Raw genomic sequence first — 19,023 nt, 5'->3', positions numbered from 1 at the left:
CCGGGCGTGGGCGCCGCCCCCGGTGGCGTGGGCGGCGGGCCATCGTGGCGTGGATCTCGACGCCCGGGCGGGGCAGCCGGTGCGGGCGGCGGCGCCGGGGACGGTGTCCTTCGTCGGCACGGTCGCCGGGCGGGGTGTGGTGGCGGTCGAACTGGCGGGCAGCGGCGAGCCGCCGTTGCGGATCACCTACGAGCCGGTGCGCCCGGCGGTGGGGAAGGGCGACCGTGTGGAGGCCGGCCAGGTGGTCGGCGCGCTCGCCCCGGGCCCGTTCCACTGTCCGGCGGGCTGCCTGCACTGGGGGCTGCTGCGGGGCGACACCTATCTCGACCCGCTGTCGCTGCTGCCGCCGTGGATGCTGCGCCGGCCGCCGTCGCGGCTGCTGCCGCTGACCGGGCCCCTGGGCCTGGCGGGGCTGTCCTTCCGGGCCGCGGGGGCCGCCCCCGCGGAACCGGCCGGAGCCGCCGGCCCGGTCGGGCCCGCCGGCCGTGTCAGCCGCCGACCCCGCGCAGGGCCATGGCGACCGCGGCCTCGGTGATGTGCCGGGGCTCCTCGGCGACGCCGAGCTCGATGCGGCGCACGGCGGCGTCCACCACGCCCTGCAGGAGCATCGCGGCCAGTCGCGGCTGGTCGTGGCCGAGGTCGGTGAGCGCCTCGACGACCATGGCGATCAGGCCGCCGTGCGCGGCACGGATCTTCTCGCGGGCACCCGCGTCCAGTTCGCCTGCGGAGATCGCGACCACGGCCCGGTGCCGGCGGTCGCCGACGAGGGACAGCTGCTGTCGCACATATGCCTCGATCTTCGCCTCGGGCGTGTCCGCGCGCTCCATGGCGGCCTCGACCTCGGCCGCCCACACGGGGAAGTCGACGGCGCACAGCTCCTCGACCACCGCCGCCCGGGAGCGAAAGTACTCATAGACCGAGGACCGCGCCAGCCCGGTGCGCTCGGCCAGGGCGGGGAAGGTCAACGCCTCCGTACCGCCTTCGGACAGCAGGGAGCGGGCAGCGTCCAGCAGGGCATCGCGCTGCATCGTCCGGTGCTCGGCCACTGAGGCCGCTCGAATCCTGGGCACGCGTCCACTTTACGGATGTCCCCCCGCCGGGACGACGGTGGAGGGGGATTGCCCACCGGCACCGGCTGGAAATCCGCCTGATCAGGCCCGTGGGCGAAGCCCGGGAGGGCGAGGAGCGGAGGTACGGGCGGCCCGGCACTGCACGGTCGGTGCGGCACGGTGCGGTGTGGCGGCCGGAGCCGGCCCGCTCAGCGCCCGATGTCCGCGAGCTTCGCCCTCAGCTGGAGGACCGACTTGGTGTGGATCTGGCTGACCCTGCTCTCGGTGACCCCGAGGACATGGCCGATCTCGGCCAGGGTGAGGCCCTCGTAGTAGTAGAGGGTGACCACGGTCTTCTCCCGCTCGGGCAGGGTGTTGATGGCCCGGGCGAGCAGCCGGCGCAGCTCGCGGTCCTCGGCGACCTCGACGGGATCGTCGGCGGCGGTGTCCTCCAGGGTGTCCATCAGGCTCAGCCGCTCACCGCCGTCGACGCCGACGTGCAGCAGGTCCTCCAGGGCCACCACATTGGCCAGCGACAACTGACTGAAGACGCTGTGCAGTTCCTCGACGGCGATGCCCATCTCCGCCGCCACCTCGGCCTCCGAGGGCGTGCGGCGCAGCTGCGCCTCCAGGGTGGCGTACGCACGCTCGACCGCCCGCGCCTTCTGCCGGACCGAGCGCGGGATCCAGTCCAGCGCCCGCAACTCGTCGATCATCGCCCCACGGATCCGCGTGATGGCGTAGGTCTCGAACTTGATCTCCCGTGAGGGGTCGAACTTCTCGATGGCGTCGATGAGTCCGAAGACTCCGGAGGACACGAAGTCCGCCTGCTCGACGTTGGGCGGCAGGCCGACACTGACCCGCCCCGCCACGTACTTCACCAGCGGCGAGTAGTGGAGGATCAGTTGCTCCCGCAGCCGGTCGTCGCCCGTCGCCTTGTACGACCGCCACAGCTCATCGATCGTCGAGGGAGCGGGAGGGCGCGCGGCGCCGCGCGCTGCCGGCGGTGCCGCCGCGCGATCGGAGCCGGAGGTGTGCTGGGGCATTCGTCGTCTTGAGCCGTTCTGCTGTGACGTGAATGGAGTGGTACGAATGGCTGGATTCCCGTGAGCGTAGCGTGACTGAGGCGCTGCGGTGCGCGAGGAGAGCCCCTTCGGTCGAGGTGCGGAGTCGGTGCGCGGACGCGTTCCCCTGCCCGTACCCCCCGGCGTGCGGGGCGGAGGGCACGGTGACCGTGCCGGGTTCGCCGTATCGGTTCCCGCGGTCGTCCCCTTAACCTTTTCACCCGATCGCCCCAGGTCAAGAACCGCCTCGCCGGACGGAGGGGCGCCGTCCGAGGGGCTTGCGAGTGACGGATGTTGACGACGGCCCGGCCAACTGCCATTGATCACCATGGCGTTCGACGAAGCCCAGGGCTTGCAGTTCCTGGAGTCTGGCGAGAGTGCCGTCGCGGCTCGATCCGGCGTTCCGGGCGATGAGATCACGGTCCCCGCCCTCCCCCGCGGGCACCGCCTCCAGCACGGCGGCGGCCGCGGGAGGCAGCAGGTCCCGCGCCACGACGGGGCCACGGCGTTCGGGGGACAGTTCACCGATTCCGCCGACCAGCTCGGTGATCTCGTCCGCGTCGGTGACCAGGTGGGCCTCCTCCCGCAGCAGTTCGTGGACCCCGGCCGAGAGCCCCGAGGTGACCGGTCCCGGGATCCCCATCGTCTGACGTCCCAGCTGCCGGGCGCGCCGCGCGGTGACCAGTGATCCGCTGCGGTACTCGGCCTCCACGACCACCGTGCCCCGCGTCAACGCGGCGATGACGCGGTTGCGCAGGACGAAGCGGCTGCGGGTGGGATGACCGCCGGGCGGCAACTCCGCCAGCACCAGACCCTGTTCCGCGATCCTGTCGATCAACTCCGTGTGCCCGCGTGGGTAGGGGACGTCCACCCCACAGGCCAGCACGGCCACCGTGGCACCGCCCGCGGCCAGCGCCCCGCGGTGCGCCGCGCCGTCCACGCCGTACGCCGCCCCCGAGACCACCGTCCAACCGCGCTCGGCGAGCCCGGTACCGAGGACGGCCGCCACGTGCGAGCCGTAGTCGCTGCACGCCCGGGCGCCGACGACGGCGACCGAGCGCAGGGCCCACAGCCTCAGATCCGCTCCGCCGCGCACCCAGAGGCCGATGGGCCGGGCGTCGCCCAGGTCGTCGAGCTGCCGGGGCCATTCCCGGTCGCCCGGGCAGAGGAAGCGGCCGCCCAGCCGGGCGACGGTGCCGAGGTCCGCGACGGGGTCGAGCACGGCGGCCCGCGCCCGGCACCCCGCGAGCCGCTCCTCCCCCGCCCCCGCCGGCGGTGGCCCGGCCCCGGTGAGACCGCGCACCAGGGCCTCGGCGCCCATCTGCCGCAGCCAGCGGCCCACCTTCTCGTCGCCCGGCTCCGTCAGCCGCGTCAGCGCCACCCTCGCCGCCCGGTCCCCGGCCGGGACGGCGCCGGTCATGCCGGAGCCCCTGTCGCGAGGGGGCCGCGCCGGAAACCCGTGCGAAGGTCGAGCGCGAGGTTGACGTCCTCCGCGCCGGGGCGGTCGTGCCCGGCGAGGTCGGCCACGGTCCAGGCCACCCGGAGCACCCGGTCGAGCCCGCGCGCCGTCAGCAGTCCCCGCTCCATGTCGCGTTCGGCCTCGGCGAGGGCCTCCGGTGCGGCGCGCCACCGGGTGCGCAGCTCATGGCCGGGCACCTCGCTGTTGGTGCGCCAGGGGGTGTCCGTGTACCGGGCGACGGCCCGTTCCCGGGCGTCGGCGACCCGCGCGGCGACGACGGCGGTCGACTCCGGTGCCGGCCCGGGCCCGGTCAGCTCGGACCGTGCCACCGGTTCGACCGTGACCCTGAGGTCGACGCGGTCCATGAGCGGCCCGGACAGCCGCGACCGGTACCGCCTGACCGCCATCGGTGGACAGTCGCAGCCCTCTCCCGTCATACCGTGCCGCCCGCACGGGCAGGGGTTGGCCGCCAGGGCGAGGAGGAAGCGGGCCGGCAGCCGCATCACTCCCCCGGAACGCGCCACGATCACATGCCCCGATTCGAGGGGCTGACGGAGGGCGTCCAGCACCCGCCCCGAGAACTCCGGGGCCTCGTCCATGAACAACACGCCGCGGTGGGCCAACGAGACCGCGCCCGGGCGCGGCATCCCCGACCCGCCGCCGACCAGCGAGGGCATGGACGCCGAGTGGTGGGGCGCGCAGTAGGGAGCCCGGTCGACCAGGGGCTGTCCGGCGGGCAGGACCCCGGCCACCGAATGCACCGCGGTGACCTCCAGCGACTCCTGCGGCGTGAGCGGTGGCAGCAGGCCGGGCAGCCGCTCAGCGAGCATGGTCTTGCCCGCTCCGGGCGGGCCCTGGAAGTACAGGTGGTGCCGGCCGGCCGCGGCGACTTCCAGTGCCCGGCGTGCCGTGTTCTGGCCGACGACCTCGGCGAGGTCGGGTCGGCGCTCGCCGGCGAGGGTGCCCGTCACCGCGCCCGCCCCCGGGACCGACAGGCCCGCGAGCATGGGGTCGGGGCGGCCGTCCCGCGGTCTTTCCTCCTCCTCGGGCACCGGTTCGTCGGTCAGAACGGCGATCAGCTGGCGCAGGCTGCGGACGCCGAGGACGGAGACGCCCGGCACGAGGGACGCCTCGGCGGCCGTGCGCTCGGGCACGACGACCTGGCGGTACCCCGCGTCGGCGGCGGCCAGGACGGCGGGGAGGATGCCCCGCACGGGGCGGACCCGGCCGTCGAGGCCCAGTTCGCCGATCATCATCAGGTCGGCGATCTCCCGGGGATCGATGCGCTCGGCGGCCCCCAGCACCGCGCAGGCGACCGCCAGGTCGAAGCCACTGCCGCCCTTGGGGACCGAGGCCGGGCTCAGCCCCACCGTCAGCTTCTTCTGGGGCCACTCACCGCCGGAGTTCACCACCGCGGCGCGGACCCGGTCGCGGCTCTCGACGAGGCTCTTGTCGGGCAGACCGACCAGGGTGAAGGCCGCGACGCCCGGTTCCAGGTCGGCCTGGACCTCGACGACCACGCCCTCGACGCCGACCAGCGCCACCGAGCACGTACGCGCGAAACCCATCACGCCACCCCCTTGACGTGCTCGACGGCCGGGGCGCCGCGGCGGGGGACGACCACGCCCACCAGGTCGATCCGCACCCCGCCCGGCGGCGGCCCGCCGTACCGCTCCAGCCAGCGCTCGGCGAGCCGGCGCAGCCGCCGGGCCTTGGCCGGGGTGACGGCGGCCATCGGGTGTTCGTACGGTCCGGCGCGGCGGGTCTTGACCTCGCACATGACGAGCGCGTCGACGTCCCGTCCGACGAGGTCGATCTCACCGTCCCGGCACCGCCAGTTGCGCGTCAGGATGACGATCCCCGACTCGGCCAACCGGCGGGCCGCCAGATTCTCGCCGTAGCGACCGAGAGCTCCTCGGGCGTTCATCGGCACCACCTCCGGCACCGACTGTGCCGCCCGCGCGCCGATCTGTTGGATCTTGGTGGATAACCCGGCGGTTGTGGAAAACCCCGTCACCCGTAAGCCTTCGGCCACCCGGCCGAAGGCCCTCACCGGACCACCGAAGGCCTCCGCCCGACCACCCGAAAGCCTCCGCCCGACCCCCGAAAGCCTCCGCTCAACCGCCCGACAGCCTTCGATCAGCCGCCCGGAAGGTCCAGATCGCTCTTGTTCAGCTCCTCGATGTTCACGTCCTTGAACGTGAGCACCCGCACCTGCTTCACGAACCGGGCCGGCCGGTACATGTCCCACACCCACGCGTCGGCCATCGAGACTTCGAAGAAGACCTCGCCCTGTACCGAGTGCACCTGCATCTCGTAGTCGTTGGTGAGGTAGAAACGCCGCTCGGTCTCGATCACGTATTTGAACAGACCGACGACATCGCGGTACTCCCGGTAGAGCTTCAGCTCCATCTCGGTCTCGTACTTTTCGAGGTCCTCGGCGCTCATGGCATGTTCCCCTTCAGCCGTGCGTCCCCCCATTGTGCGTCAGGCTCGCTCTGTCTCCAGGAGCACTGGCGTACGCGGGGGCCCCTCGTCGAGCAGCGTACGCAGCAGCCCGGCGAGCTTGGTCGGATACACCGTCTCATGGGTCGCGAGAAGTTCCTCGCACGTCCACCAGCGCAGCCCCGTGACACTGCGCCGCTCCAGTTCCGTCCCGCCTCCGGTCCACACCGGGCGCTGGCCGGTGCGGGCCAGGTAGTAGCACTCCTCCTGGTCCCACCGCCGCCCGTCGAAGGGGAAGGAGCAGGTCCGCCGCCAGAGCACCGGGCCCAGCTCGACCTCCGTGATCCCGGTTTCCTCGGCCAGCTCGCGCCGGGCGGCCTCTTCCCAGGTCTCGCCGGCCTCCAGGCCGCCGCCCGGGGTGAACCACCAGGTGGTGGCGGGGTCGTCCGGTTCGAAGCCGTTCATCAGCAGGATGCGGTCCCGCTCGTCGAGCAGGATGATCCGGGAGGCCCTGCGGGGGCTCTCATCGGACACGGGCCGCCATCCCCTTCCCGCTCTCCTCGCCCTGTGTGCCGGCCGCGCGCCGGGGCGTCAGGAGGCGCGCGATCGGTCCGTAGGCCGCGCCGCCCAGGATGAGCACCGCGCCCGCGACCACCGCCGCCAGCACCAGGGGCAGCGGGCCCGGCCGTGAGGTGCCGCCCGGCAGGGCGGCGAACGACTCGGGCCTGTCCATCATGCCCCAGCCCGCCACCGGCCAGGCCGTGGCGTCCACCCGGCCCTTGACCGCGGTGCGCGGCACGGAGCCGTGGGAGGCGTCGGCGAGGTGGGAGCGGGAGTCCACCGAGGTGACGCGGTGATCACCGATGAGGAAGAGCTGGCCCTGGGGCACGACGGCGGAGAAGGCCATGGGCGAGGCCGGGCCCTGGGACCGCAGATACGGTTCCTCGACCGGCTTGCCGTTGATCTTCAGGCGGCCCCGGGCGTCACAGCATTCCACCGTGTCACCGCCGACCCCCACGACACGCTTGACCATGGGGACGTCGCCCCAGACCTTGTCCTTGAAGACGACGATGTCGCCACGCCGCACCGCGCCGCCGTCGACGCGCTCGGCGAGGATCCGGTCGCCCCGCCCGATGGTCGGCGTCATGGAGTCGGTGGGCACGGTGTACGGCTGGTACAGCAGGGCGCCCCAGACGAAGCCGCCGAGGAAGAGCACACAGCCGACGGCCACGGCCAGCCCGGACAGCACCCTGCCCGCGCGGCCGTGGCCGTCGTCCGTACGTCCCGCTCCGCTCATCCCAGTGCTCCCGCCGGCGTAGAAAGTGCGATCCCCCGCCCATGGGACGGGGGATCGCACACTACCCGGCGGTCCGGGCACCAGTCAGCCCTTCGGCAGGGCCTTCCGGGCCGTGGCCGTCGCGGCCGCGGTCGTCCCGGCCGTCGTCTTCCCGACGATCCGGCGCCGGCGCCACAGCACCAGCGGCACCGCGCCCACGAATCCGAGCGCCATGGGCGCGGACGCGCCCGCGGCGTTCAGTCCGGACTGGTCGAAGGTGCCCGGGACGGGCAGGAAGGACCAGCGGCTGACCGGCCAGGCGACGACGATCGCGCGGCCGACGACGTCCTTGACGGGCACCGTGCCGTTGAACAGGCCGGGGTGGTAGCGCGAGTCCAGGGAGTCCTGGCGGTGGTCGCCCATGACCCACAGGTGGTCCTTGGGCACCTTGACCGGGCCGAAGGGCTCGTCGTCGCAGGGCGAGTTGCCGGGGTAGATGTACGACTTCTCGTCGAGCGCCTTGCCGTTGACCTTCACCGGTCCGCCGTTGCCCGCGCACTCCACGGTGTCCCCGCCGACCGCGATGACCCGCTTGATCAGGTCCTTCTCCTCGGCCGAGGGCATCAGCCCGATGAAGCTGAGGACCTTCTGGACGCCACCGCCCAGCGGGCCGGTGTTCTGCGGCTGGGTGTCGGGGCCGAGCCAGCTGTTCGCCCCCTTGCCCGGGTCGTGGAAGACGACGACCTCACCGCGCTCGGGCTCCGCCCCGAACCACGGCGTCAGCTTGTCCACCAGCACCCGGTCGCCCCGCTGGAGCGTGTCCTGCATCGAGTCCGAGGGAATCGAGAACGCCTGCACCAGGAAGGTCTTGATGAGCAGCGCCAGCACCAGGGCGATGCCGATCAGGATCGGCAGCTCCTTCCAGAAGGAGCGCTGCTTCTTCTGCCGCCTGCCGCCCGCGTCCGCCCCGCCGTCCTCACCGGGCGTCGCGCCGTCGTCCTTCTCCACCGAACCGTCCACGGACTCCTGGGATGCCTGGGCGGCCGCGGCCGCCTGGGACAAGGCCGTCTCCGGCGCGTCGCCTCCGGTGGACTCCTCAGCCCCCGCGGGTCGCTTCTCTGGCTCTCCGTGACCGGAACGTGCGCCGACCGCCAAGTCCCCCACATCCACTCCTCTCTCCACTCTGCCGCCTGCCGTACATACGACGCAGGCCCACCACTCCCATAACGAGCGGGAGTTCCGCAGGGGTCGGGAGCCGGATCAGTCCTTCCTGATCCGTGGGGGACACACTATTCGGCGAAGAGCGTGCTCGCGTCCCCGAGAGCGGCGCGTCTCCGACCGAAGCGAAGGTGTCCGGTTCCGACAGGCTCCGCCAGTGGCCGAACGGCCAGGCGATCACGACCGCGCGCCCGACCACCAGGCTCTCGGGAACGGTGCCGCGGCCGGGCTCTTCGAGATGAAAGCGCGAATCGGCCGAATTCGATCGGTGATCACCCATCACGAAGAGCCGGCCCGCCGGTACGTTCACCACGAACTGGATCTTGGAGGGGGGATTGCCGGGGTGGACGTACGGCTCATCCAGCGGTGTTCCGTTGACGGTGATTTTGCCGTCGCTGTCACAGCACTTGACCGTGTCACCGCCGATACCGATGACCCGCTTGATCAAATCCTGCTCATCGGCGGACGGAAGCAGGCCGATAAAGGTCAGAAACTGTTTCGCCTGTTTGATCCCCACCGGGTCCTGCCCGGCGGGCGTCTGCTCGCCTTCGAGCCATTTCCCGGGGTCCTTGAAGACCACCACGTCGCCGCGTTCCGGCCTGGAACCGAACCACGGCGTGAGCTTGTCCACCAGCACCCGGTCGCCGATGCGGATCGTCTGCTCCATCGATCCGGAGGGAATGACGAACGCCTGCACCAGGAAGGTCTTCAGCACCAGCGCGATCAACAGCGCGACCGCCATCAGGACCGGCACCTCTTTGACGACCGACCTGCGGCGGCGCCTCTTCACCCGCCGCGCGGCCTTCCGCCGCGCCGCCCGGCCGCCCGTGTCCGTACGCCCCGGCCCGTCGCCCGGCGGCCGCCCGGCCGGCTCCGCGGTCTCCCACGCTTCCCCGGGCTCCCGCGTCTCCCGGCCCGGCGGTGCGGGCACCGGCACGCGCGCCCGCGGGCGCGCGTGCGGACGGGCCGGATCCGTACGTCCCCGGCTACCCATGCGGCCGCCCCGCATGACCCGTGCCCGGCTCCGGTACGTGCGCGAAGGCGTCGGTCCGTCCCAGCGAGGACATCCGGCCGAAGGGCCAGCCGATCCAGTCGGCCCGCCCGATCACCTGGCCGACCGGGACCGTACCGCCGCCCGGCTCCCCGAGGTGGTCACGGGAGTCGCGCGAGTCGCCGCGGTGGTCGCCCATCACCCACAGCTTCCCTTCCGGCACCACGACGTCGAAGGGCACTCGCGAGGGGACGTCACCCGGATAGAGGTAATCCTCGCTGATCGGTTGACCATTGACGAGGAGTCTGCCCTTGGCGTCGCAACAGGTGACCCGGTCTCCCCCGACGCCCACGACCCGCTTGATGTAGTCGGTCCGCGCGGGCCGCATCAGGCCGACGGACGACGCCCCCGCACGGATCAGGGCGGCCACCAGGTTCTCGGCCGGCGCCTCCTGGACGAAGGAGCCCAGACCGTCGAAGACGACGACGTCACCGCGGCGCGGCTGCTCCCCGAAGCGGTAGGCGAGCTTGTTGACCAGCACCCGGTCGCCCACCCGCAGGGTGTCGCGCATCGATCCGCTGGGAATCAGGAAGGGCTGTACGACGAAGTTGCTCAGCAGGAGCAGGAAGACCAGGCAGACGGTCGTCAGCAGTCCCGCCCGGCGCATCGGTCCGCCGCCTCCGAGCCAGGCCCGCACGGCGCGCGACGAAAGGCGGCCCCGCGGATCGGGGGCCGGCCCCGGCGCTCTGTCGGAGGCCGGACCCGCGGCCGGATCGGCAGCGGGATCCTCCGCCGGATCCCCGGCCGGAAAACGCGAGGAGCGCGACCCCTGCTCCACACCCTCTGCGGGTCGTGAAGAGCGGTCGCGCTCCGAAAGCTGTGCGTCGGTGTCCATCGAGCCGAAAGCCTATCCGCCTCCGGCCCGGCCCGGACTCCGGACGGAAGCTCAGCGGTCGCGCTTCTCCTTGATCTTCGCAGCCTTGCCACGGAGCTCACGGAGGTAGTACAGCTTGGCGCGACGCACGTCACCGCGGGTGACGACCTCGATCTTCTCGAAGATCGGGCTGTGCACCGGGAAGGTACGCTCCACGCCGACGGAGAAGGAGACCTTGCGGACCGTGAAGGTCTCGCGCACGCCGTCGCCCTGGCGGCGGATGACAACGCCCTTGAACTGCTGGACGCGGGAGCGGTTGCCCTCGATGACGCGAACGTGGACGTTCACGGTGTCGCCGGGGCGGAAGGCCGGGACGTCGCTGCGCAGCGATCCGGCGTCGACGTTGTCGAGAAGGTTCATAACCGTCTGCTCTCCTCGCCGATGCCACAGGTCATCAGCGGAATATCGAAATGATGGTGGGTGTCGCGCGAAGCACCGGGCGGACGTCGTTCCCCCTGTGGCAGGGGCGCGCGCCGGGCGCAAGGCAACAGCTTATTCTTCCACGTCCGGGGCCACTCGCCCAAATCGGCCGTCCGGACCCGGGGCCCAGCCCAGGATCGAGAGCATCTCGCGGTCCTTCTTGTCGAAGGCGGCCGGGTCGGCGCGCTCGATCAGGTCGGGCCGGTTGCGGACCGTACGCCGGAACGCCTCGTCGCGGCGCCAGCGGGCGATCTTGCCGTGGTGGCCGCTGAGCAGGACGTCGGGGATGCCGCGGTCCCGCCACTCCGGGGGCTTGGTGTAGACGGGCCCTTCGAGGAGGTCGGCCATGGCGCCGGGGGCGAAGGAGTCGTCCCGGTGGGACTCGGCGTTGCCCAGGACGCCCGGGAGCAGCCGGGCGATGGCCTCGACCATGACGAGGACGGGGGCCTCGCCGCCGGCCAGGACGTAGTCGCCGATGGAGACCTCGCGGACGTCGAGGCGGTCGCCGTACTCCTCGATGACGCGGCGGTCGATGCCCTCGTAGCGGGCGGGTGTGAAGACCAGCCACGGCTGCTCGGACAGTTCCACGGCGAGCTGCTGGGTGAAGGGCTTGCCGCTCGGGGTCGGGACGACCAGGACGGGGCGGACGTCGCCCTCACCGGACTCGATGACCGCGTCGAGCGCCTCGCCCCACGGCTCGGGCTTCATGACCATGCCGGGGCCGCCGCCGTAGGGCGTGTCGTCCACGGTGTTGTGCTTGTCGTGGGTCCATTCCCGCAGGTCGTGGATGCGCACATCCAGCCGGCCGCGGTCGCGCGCCTTGCCGACGAGCGAGAGGTTCAGCGGTTCCAGGTACTCCGGGAAGATCGTGACGACGTCGAGCCGCATTACGCGTCACCCTTCGCGTCGTCGCCCGGCCGGCCTTCGCCCGGCTCGTCGCCCTCGGCGTCGCGGGTACCGGCGACGACCGCCTGCGAGCCGTCGATCAGACCGGGCGGCGGGTCGATGACCGCGCGCTGCTCCTCCAGGTCGATCTCGGTGACGATCTCGCCGACGAAGGGGACCATCACCTCCGAGCCGTCGGGCCGCTCCACGATGAAGAGGTCCTGGGACGGCAGGTGCGCGATCTCGGTAATGCGGCCGATCTCCGTGCCGTCGACGGTGACGACGTCGAGGTCCATCAGCTGGTGGTCGTAGTACTCCTCGGGGTCCTCGGGGACCTCGTCGGGGTCGACGTCGGCGACCAGGAGCGTGTTGCGGAGCGCCTCGGCGCCCGTACGGTCGCTGACGCCCGCGAAGCGCAGCAGCAGCCGGCCGCTGTGCACCCGGCCGGTCTCGATGGTCAGCGGCCCCACTCCGGCGGGGTCGGTGGCCAGGACGGCGCCGGGGCCGAGCCGCAGCTCGGGCTCGTCCGTACGCACCTCAACGGTGACCTCGCCCTTGATCCCATGGGCGCGGCCGATCCTGCCGACTACGAGCTGCACGCTTTCACTCCGTATAGGGGGCTGCGAAAAGAACTGAAGGCCGGGGGCGAATGCCCCCGGCCTTCAAGTCTCTCGCAACCATCAATTGAGTAACCCCGATGGCGAGCGGCCACCTCCGCGAAAGCGGCGGCGGTTCATCCGCAAAAAGGGGCTATATCAGACCTGGTCCACGTCGACGAGGTCGACGCGAATGCCACGTCCGCCGATGGCGCCCACGACGGTGCGCAGCGCGCGGGCGGTACGGCCGTTGCGGCCGATCACCTTGCCGAGGTCATCGGGGTGTACCCGGACCTCCAGCACGCGCCCACGCCGCAGGTTGCGCGACGCGACCTGCACCTCGTCGGGGTTGTCGACAATGCCCTTCACGAGGTGCTCGAGAGCCTCCTCGAGCATTCTCAGGCCTCGGTCGACTCGGAGGTGGACTCGGCCTCGGCCTCGTCCGCCTTCTTCTCGGACTTCTTGGCCTTCGGGGTGATGGCCTCACCCTTCGGCTCGCCACCCTCGAGGCCCTTGGTGAACTCCTCGAACGCGGCGCGCTTGTCGGCCTTCGGCTCGGCGACGAGCATCGGAGCCGGGGCCGGCAGGCCCTTGAACTTCTGCCAGTCGCCGGTGACCTTGAGGATGGCCATGACGGGCTCGGTCGGCTGCGCGCCGACGCTCAGCCAGTACTGGGCACGCTCGGAGTCGACCTCGATGCGCGAGGGGTTCTGCACCGGGTGGTACAGGCCGATCTCCTCGATGGCCCGGCCGTCACGGCGGGTACGGGAGTCGGCGATGACGATGCGGTAGTGAGGCGAACGGATCTTGCCCAGACGCTTCAGCTTGATCTTGACTGCCACTGGAGTGGTGTCTCCTGGTCTTGACGTGGTTGGGCACAACGAGATGCCACGTGGGGTTTGCGGTACTCGGGGTGCCCGATGGACGCGTCAGCCGGAGGAGAGAGGGGTCCTATGCGACTGTCGAGTACAGCGTCCCATTGTGCCACACCACTCCAGGTCAGCCGACCGATACGACCTCGGGGATCCGGAAGGGCTGACCGCAGCCGCCGCACATGATCGGCGCCTGGGCGAGCACGGAGGGGACAACGCGGACATTACGGCCGCAGTCACACACCGCCTTGACGCGAACCCCTCCGCCGGACGAACCGTGCCGCGCCGCCGGACCCCGGAACGTGCGCGAGGTGTCGGCGGTGGTCGCGACCGTGTGCGCCTTGAGGGCGCGCTGGAGTCTGTCGATGGTCGGGCGGTAGCGCTTGCGCGCCTCCGGATTGAGCACGACCAGGGAGAAACCGCTGCTGGGATGCGGCTCCTCGCTGTGGTCGAGCCCCAGCTCCTCGGCGATCGCCAGGAACCGGCGGTTGTGGTAGCGGCCGGCGCGTGAGGTGTCACGGACACCGCGGGCGGCCGCGATGCCGTGCACTGCCTCATGCAGCAGCCGTTCGAAGGAGAGCTCGGCGCCGCATGCGGACGACGACTCCCCGATCAGCGATTCGGGCGCGGCTAGATCCGGCAGCTCGGGGTGGTACCGCTGAATGTCGGCCCACGCCTGCGCCAGCTCTGCGGCGAGAACAGGTGGTGTCGTGCTCACGTCGTGACAACGAGCAAGGAACCCCCGGTGTTCCGATACCGGGCCATCTCAAATAATTTGCACGTACCAGTCAGTTTCACGCTCATGCGTCCTGACGAGGGCGGGTGCGCCGATCTGTGGAGAACCCGCGCACCCGTTCGCAACATAGGACGTACTGACTCACCGGTAAGCGCGATCCGGGGGCGTACGCCCCCGGGCGCCTCAGCGGACCCGCGGGCGGATCAGTAGGCGCGCGCCACGATGGCGATCGTGCCCGGGGCGTCGTCCGACTCCGGCACGGAGCCGTCCTCGCCGACCAGGCAGCGCACCGACACGGCCTGCTCGGCGAGCTTGGCCTCACCCTCGGGGCCCAGGTCGGCCCACGGGATGCGAGCCCAGCCGCCGGCGACGGCGGCCTCGGCCGCCTCGTCGATGGTCGCGACGTCGCTGGTGCGGGACTCACGGCGCTCGCGCGACTCGCGCAGCAGCGTCGCCTGGTCCTCGTCGAGGACCTTGGGCAGCAGCGCGACCAGCTCGTCCAGGCGGACCGGCTCCTTGCCGCCGGGAATCCGGCGGGCCAGCATCGCGGTGCCGTTCTCCAGGTCGCGCGGGCCGACCTCGATGCGCACCGGTACGCCCTTGAGCTCCCAGTCCACGGCGCGGCGGCCGAAGGGGGTGTCGGTGCGGTCGTCGACCTGCACCCGGATCCCGGCGGCCTTGAGCTGGTCGCCGATCTCCCGGACCTTGGCGATCACGGCGTCGTCGCCCTTGATCGCGAGCACGACGGCCTGGACGGACGCCAGGCGCGGCGGCACCCGCAGACCGTTGTCGTCGCCGTGCGACATGATCAGTCCGCCGACCATGCGGGTCGAGACGCCCCAGGAGGTCTGCCAGACCATCTCCTGGTGCCCCTCCTTGGAGAGGTACGAGGTGTTGAACGCCTTGGCGAAGTTCTGTCCGAGCTCGTGGCTGGTGCCCATCTGGAGGGCCTTGCCGTCACCCATCATGCCCTCGAGCGTGAGGGTGTTGATGGCGCCCGCGAAGCGCTCCTTGGCCGTCTTGCGGCCGAGGACGACGTCGATGCCCAGGACGTTGACCATGAAGTCGTAGTAGACGTCCCGGTGGATGCGCGCGGCGTACTCGCGGGCGTCCTCGTAGGTGGCGTGGGCGGTGTGGCCCTCCTGCCAGAGGAACTCGCTCGTGCGGAGGAAGACGCGCGGGCGCATCTCCCAACGCACCACGTTCGCCCACTGGTTGATCAGCAGGGGCAGGTCGCGGTAGCTCTGCACCCACTTGGAGAAGTACTCATTGATGATCGTCTCGGAGGTGGGCCGGACGACGACCGGCTCGTCCAGCTCCTTGCCGCCGCCGTGCGTGACGACCGCGAGCTCGGGCGCGAAGCCCTCGACGTGCTCGGCCTCCCGCGTCAGGTAGGACTGCGGGATGAAGAGGGGGAAGTACGCGTTGGAGGCGCCCGCGTCCTTGATGCGCGCGTCCATCTCCTGCTGCATGCGCTCCCAGAGCCCGTACCCGTACGGGCGGATGACCATGGTGCCGCGCACCGGGCCGTTGTCGGCCAGCTCGGCCTTGTTGATCAAGTCCTGGTACCAGCGCGGGAAGTCGTCCGCCTGGGGGGTGAGAATGGGAGCCTTTGCCATGGGGCGAATGGTACGGGGCCGATCCGCCCCAGCGTGAATCGTCTCCTCACAGGCCCCCGCGAGCTCCTTCGAACCCCGGCCCGCCGCGGCGCGCTCCACCCCCGCCATCCCGTGCGCGGGCGCGCGGCACATGCCATCGTGGTCGCAGAGGAAGGTTCTCGCGCTACCCACTGGACTCGGGAACGGAAGCGGAGTTCCCTGGCATACGGGGGTGCTTCACAGCAGCGCGCACGGCAGTACCACGGGGGCGGGCAGATTCGGGCACGCACAACGTCTCTCGGCGGATTGGGGCGCTTTCCATGACACCTACGCTCGTGCGGCGGCACCGGCCGCCCTCCTCGTCGCCCGGGTCCCTCTCCCGGGCCCGCGACTGGGCGGAGATCCAGGAACGGATGCTGGTGCCGCTCTACGAAGCGGTGTACGAGCGGCTGGAGGTCGGCTCCGGCACCCGGCTGCTCAGCCTGGGCTGCGGCTCCGGCCTGGCGCTGCTGATGGCGTCCGCCCGCGGCGCCGAGGTCTCCGGGGTCGACATGGACGGCCGGCGGCTGGAGCTGGCCCGCGAACGCCTGGTGCCGGACGGCGCGCGCCAGAGCGGTACGCGCCTGGGGCACGGCGGCCCGGAGTCCGTCGCCGCACCCGACGGTCCGGCCTTCAACCTGGTCACCGCCTTCGACCCGCTGTACTGCGCCGGCGGGAGCGCCCGCGGGATGGCCGGGGCACTCGCCCGGGCGGCGGAGTTCGCCGAGCCCGGCGCACCCGTCGTGCTGGCCGGGTGGGGCCCCCAGGAACGCTGCGCCGCCTCGGGGGCGCTCAGAGTCGCCGCCCGGCTCGCGGACCCCATGTGCGCGCCGGCGCGCTGGCGCCCGAGTGGGCGCGACGACCTGGAGGACCTCGCCCAGCGAGCCGGCCTGCGCCCCGACGGCTCGGGGCGGGTGGCGTGCCCGTACGGATACGCCGACATGGGCAGCGCGGTGCGCGGCATGCTCTCGACCGGCGCCTTCGACGCGGCGGCGCGGGCGACGGACGAGGAGCAGGTCACCAAGGAGCTGAGCGAGGCGCTCCACCCCTACCTGCGCCGTGACGGCACGGTCTGGATGCCGAACGTCTTCCGCTATCTGATAGCCCGCGTCTGACGCGCCCCGGCCCCTGTCCGTACCGAACCGTCCCGCACCCTACGACGTCAGCCCCCCGCGGCCGGGCCGCGGGGGGCTGATGTGTGACCGACTGCCGGGTCAGCCCATGAACTTCTTGAACTCCTCCGGGAGTTCGAAGTTCTGTGCGTCCTGGCCGGCCGGCAGGCCCAGCGGGTTGGCCGCCTGCTGCTCGCGGCGCTCGGCCGCCGCCTGCTCCTCGGCCTTGCGCTTCATCGGGTTGCCGGACTGGCGCTTGCCCTTGGCCTGCTTGATCTGCTTCTTCTTCTTGCCGGCGCCGCCACCCATGCCCGGGATGCCGGGCATGCCCGGCATGCCACCGCCCTGGGCCATGCGCGACATCATCTTGCGGGCGTCGAAGAACCGCTCCACCAGGTTCTTCACCGCGCTGACGTCCACGCCGGAGCCCTTGGCGATACGGGCGCGGCGCGAGCCGTTGATGATCGTCGGGTCCTGGCGCTCGGCCGGGGTCATCGACTTGATGATCGCGGCGGTGCGGTCGACGTCGCGCTCGTCGAGGTTGTTGATCTGGTCCTTGATCTGGCCCATGCCCGGCAGCATGCCGAGCAGCTTGCTGATGGAGCCCATCTTGCGGACCTGCTCCATCTGGGACAGGAAGTCGTCGAGCGTGAACTCCTTCGGCCCCTTCGCCAGCTTGGCCGCCATCTTCTCGGCCTCGTCCTGGCTGAAGGTCTGCTCGGCCTTCTCGATGAGGCTGAGCATGTCGCCCATGCCGAGGATGCGGGACGCCATGCGGTCCGGGTGGAACGCGTCGAAGTCGTCCAGCTTCTCGCCGTTGGAGGCGAACATGACCTGCTTGCCGGTCACGTGCGCGACCGACAGCGCGGCACCGCCGCGGGCGTCGCCGTCGAGCTTGGAGAGCACCACGCCGTCGAAGCCGACGCCGTCGCGGAACGCCTCGGCGGTGTTGACCGCGTCCTGGCCGATCATCGCGTCGACGACGAAGAGGACCTCGTCCGGGCTGACGGCGTCGCGGATGTCCGCGGCCTGCTGCATCAGCTCGGCGTCGATGCCGAGGCGGCCGGCGGTGTCGACGATCACGACGTCGTACTGCTTGGACCGGGCGAACTCGATGGAGTCCTTGGCGACCTGGACCGGGTCGCCGACGCCGTTGCCCGGCTCCGGCGCGTAGACCGCGACGCCGGCGCGCTCGGCGACGACGGCGAGCTGGTTGACGGCGTTGGGCCGCTGGAGGTCACAGGCGACGAGCAGCGGGGCGTGGCCCTGGCCCTTGAGCCAGTGGCCGAGCTTTCCGGCGAGCGTCGTCTTACCGGCACCCTGGAGACCGGCCAGCATGATGACGGTCGGCGCGGTCTTGGCGAAACGGAGGCGGCGGGTCTGGCCACCGAGGATGCCGATGAGCTCCTCGTTGACGATCTTGATGACCTGCTGGGCCGGGTTGAGCGCCTGGGAGACCTCGGCGCCGAGGGCCCGCTCCTTGACCTGACGGATGAAGGCGCGGACGGCCGGCAGGGCGACGTCCGCTTCGAGCAGGGCGATGCGGATCTCGCGTGCGGTGGCGTCGATGTCCGCCTCTGACAGGCGGCCCTTGCCCCGGAGGTTCTTGAACGTCGCTGCGAGGCGGTCGGAGAGGGTATCGAACACGGTGGTCGCGGATCCTTCTTGTTGAGTGTCAAGTCGGCGGCTGACCCCCAAGGGTATCCGCACGCTCCCGGTGCGGTCAGCCGCCCAGCGACTCCTCCACTCCACGGGCCAGTGAGGCCGCCGCCCCGGGTGTCAGCGGAGCCCCGTCCACCCCTGTCACATAGAAGGCGTCCACGGCGTTGGAACCCAGTGTGGAGACGTGCGCGCTGCGCACCCGCACCCCCGCGTCCTCCAGCGCCCGGCCGATGCGGTGCAGCAGGCCGGGGGCGTCCTGGGCGCGCACCTCCAGGACCGTCGCGTGGCGCGAGTGCCCGTCCGCCACGGACACCCGCGCCGGCGCGTGGACGCCCCGGCGGCGCCCGGCGTACGCAGCCTCCCGCTCCGCCAGCCGGCCCGCGAGGTCCAGCGAACCGTCCAGCGCGCGCACCAGGTCGTCGCGCAGCCGGGCGGGCTCGGGCAGCGACCCGTACGCGGCCGCCACCCGCCAGCTCAGCACCAGCGCTCCCCCGACGGCCCGCAGGTCCGCCGCGCGGACCGTGAGCCGGTGCAGGGCGAGCACCCCGGCGGTCGCGGGCAGCACGCCGGGCTGGTCGGGGACGGCGACGGCCAGCTCGACGCCCACCGGTGCGCCCCCGGGTCCGGCCGTGCCCTCGCCCTCGGGGCGCGTGCGCAGGTCGAGCAC

At 71.8% G+C, this 19,023-nt stretch carries 22 protein-coding genes; 2 read left to right on the top strand and 20 right to left on the bottom strand.

The window, feature by feature from the left end; genetic code table 11:
- Positions 1-535, top strand: a 535-nt coding sequence (locus J7E86_RS26160) for a M23 family metallopeptidase (RefSeq protein WP_215084871.1), incomplete at its 5' end; no start/stop codon positions are given.
- On the opposite strand, the gene J7E86_RS26155 is transcribed toward J7E86_RS26160, so the two are convergent.
- From J7E86_RS26155 to proS, 18 genes are all read right to left on the bottom strand, one after another.
- Positions 489-1,046 carry a TetR/AcrR family transcriptional regulator gene (locus tag J7E86_RS26155; RefSeq protein ID WP_215084873.1) on the bottom strand — a complete coding sequence of 186 codons (558 nt, stop codon included), beginning with the start codon at positions 1,044-1,046 and terminating at the stop codon, positions 489-491. The genes J7E86_RS26160 and J7E86_RS26155 overlap by 47 nt on opposite strands.
- Before the next feature lie 212 nt (positions 1,047-1,258).
- Positions 1,259-2,095, bottom strand: coding sequence for an RNA polymerase sigma factor WhiG (gene whiG / locus J7E86_RS26150; protein WP_215084870.1), 837 nt, complete (start codon positions 2,093-2,095; stop codon positions 1,259-1,261).
- Between the two features lie 253 nt (positions 2,096-2,348).
- Positions 2,349-3,533, bottom strand: a complete 1,185-nt coding sequence (dprA, locus tag J7E86_RS26145) for a DNA-processing protein DprA (RefSeq protein ID WP_215084869.1) — start codon at positions 3,531-3,533, stop codon at positions 2,349-2,351.
- A complete protein-coding gene (locus tag J7E86_RS26140) occupies positions 3,530-5,140 on the bottom strand; it encodes a YifB family Mg chelatase-like AAA ATPase (RefSeq protein WP_215084868.1) in 1,611 nt (536 codons plus the stop codon). Before J7E86_RS26140 ends, dprA begins: the two co-directional genes overlap by 4 nt.
- On the bottom strand, positions 5,140-5,499 hold the full coding sequence (locus J7E86_RS26135) for a YraN family protein (RefSeq protein ID WP_215084867.1): 360 nt from the start codon (positions 5,497-5,499) through the stop codon (positions 5,140-5,142). The genes J7E86_RS26140 and J7E86_RS26135 overlap by 1 nt, the downstream gene beginning before the upstream one ends.
- 212 nt (positions 5,500-5,711) lie before the next feature.
- Positions 5,712-6,020: a DUF2469 domain-containing protein gene (locus J7E86_RS26130; RefSeq protein WP_009714730.1), complete on the bottom strand. Its 309-nt coding sequence runs from the start codon at positions 6,018-6,020 to the stop codon at positions 5,712-5,714.
- Between the two features lie 39 nt (positions 6,021-6,059).
- Positions 6,060-6,551 (bottom strand): NUDIX hydrolase, encoded by a 492-nt coding sequence (locus tag J7E86_RS26125; RefSeq protein ID WP_215084866.1) that lies wholly within the window; start codon positions 6,549-6,551, stop codon positions 6,060-6,062.
- Complete coding sequence (lepB, locus tag J7E86_RS26120; RefSeq protein ID WP_215084865.1) at positions 6,541-7,314, bottom strand: signal peptidase I; 774 nt, start codon at positions 7,312-7,314, stop codon at positions 6,541-6,543. Before lepB (J7E86_RS26120) ends, J7E86_RS26125 begins: the two co-directional genes overlap by 11 nt.
- Before the next feature lie 84 nt (positions 7,315-7,398).
- Positions 7,399-8,448, bottom strand: a complete 1,050-nt coding sequence (gene lepB, locus J7E86_RS26115) for a signal peptidase I (protein WP_215084872.1) — start codon at positions 8,446-8,448, stop codon at positions 7,399-7,401.
- Entirely contained in the window at positions 8,390-9,253 is an 864-nt protein-coding gene (gene lepB, locus J7E86_RS26110) for a signal peptidase I (protein ID WP_374223862.1), read from the bottom strand. The genes lepB (J7E86_RS26115) and lepB (J7E86_RS26110) overlap by 59 nt, the downstream gene beginning before the upstream one ends.
- 244 nt (positions 9,254-9,497) lie before the next feature.
- On the bottom strand, positions 9,498-10,397 hold the full coding sequence (lepB, locus tag J7E86_RS26105) for a signal peptidase I (RefSeq protein WP_215084863.1): 900 nt from the start codon (positions 10,395-10,397) through the stop codon (positions 9,498-9,500).
- Between the two features lie 51 nt (positions 10,398-10,448).
- Positions 10,449-10,796 carry a 50S ribosomal protein L19 gene (gene rplS / locus J7E86_RS26100; protein ID WP_215084862.1) on the bottom strand — a complete coding sequence of 116 codons (348 nt, stop codon included), beginning with the start codon at positions 10,794-10,796 and terminating at the stop codon, positions 10,449-10,451.
- Between the two features lie 132 nt (positions 10,797-10,928).
- Positions 10,929-11,744, bottom strand: coding sequence for a tRNA (guanosine(37)-N1)-methyltransferase TrmD (trmD, locus tag J7E86_RS26095; RefSeq protein ID WP_215084859.1), 816 nt, complete (start codon positions 11,742-11,744; stop codon positions 10,929-10,931).
- Positions 11,744-12,340: a ribosome maturation factor RimM gene (rimM, locus tag J7E86_RS26090; RefSeq protein WP_215084857.1), complete on the bottom strand. Its 597-nt coding sequence runs from the start codon at positions 12,338-12,340 to the stop codon at positions 11,744-11,746. Before rimM ends, trmD begins: the two co-directional genes overlap by 1 nt.
- Positions 12,341-12,496: 156 nt before the next feature.
- Complete coding sequence (locus tag J7E86_RS26085) at positions 12,497-12,733, bottom strand: RNA-binding protein (protein ID WP_215084856.1); 237 nt, start codon at positions 12,731-12,733, stop codon at positions 12,497-12,499.
- A 2-nt stretch (positions 12,734-12,735) separates the two neighbouring features.
- Positions 12,736-13,179 carry a 30S ribosomal protein S16 gene (gene rpsP / locus J7E86_RS26080; RefSeq protein ID WP_215084854.1) on the bottom strand — a complete coding sequence of 148 codons (444 nt, stop codon included), beginning with the start codon at positions 13,177-13,179 and terminating at the stop codon, positions 12,736-12,738.
- Between the two features lie 157 nt (positions 13,180-13,336).
- A complete protein-coding gene (locus J7E86_RS26075; RefSeq protein ID WP_215084852.1) occupies positions 13,337-13,927 on the bottom strand; it encodes a hypothetical protein in 591 nt (196 codons plus the stop codon).
- A gap of 221 nt (positions 13,928-14,148) precedes the next feature.
- Positions 14,149-15,564 carry a proline--tRNA ligase gene (proS, locus tag J7E86_RS26070; protein WP_215084850.1) on the bottom strand — a complete coding sequence of 472 codons (1,416 nt, stop codon included), beginning with the start codon at positions 15,562-15,564 and terminating at the stop codon, positions 14,149-14,151.
- Between the two features lie 299 nt (positions 15,565-15,863).
- On the opposite strand from proS, the gene J7E86_RS26065 reads away from it, so the two are divergent.
- Positions 15,864-16,697 carry a class I SAM-dependent methyltransferase gene (locus J7E86_RS26065; RefSeq protein ID WP_215084848.1) on the top strand — a complete coding sequence of 278 codons (834 nt, stop codon included), beginning with the start codon at positions 15,864-15,866 and terminating at the stop codon, positions 16,695-16,697.
- A 99-nt stretch (positions 16,698-16,796) separates the two neighbouring features.
- On the opposite strand, the gene ffh is transcribed toward J7E86_RS26065, so the two are convergent.
- Both ffh and J7E86_RS26055 read right to left on the bottom strand, forming a co-directional pair.
- On the bottom strand, positions 16,797-18,341 hold the full coding sequence (gene ffh, locus J7E86_RS26060) for a signal recognition particle protein (RefSeq protein WP_215084846.1): 1,545 nt from the start codon (positions 18,339-18,341) through the stop codon (positions 16,797-16,799).
- A gap of 76 nt (positions 18,342-18,417) precedes the next feature.
- A partial coding sequence (locus J7E86_RS26055; RefSeq protein WP_215084844.1) for an ACT domain-containing protein occupies positions 18,418-19,023 on the bottom strand: 606 nt, incomplete at its 5' end.

It is taken from the genome of Streptomyces sp. ISL-11 (assembly GCF_018614525.1).
Lineage (GTDB): Bacteria > Actinomycetota > Actinomycetes > Streptomycetales > Streptomycetaceae > Streptomyces.
This window is presented reverse-complemented; position numbering and strand designations above follow the sequence as displayed.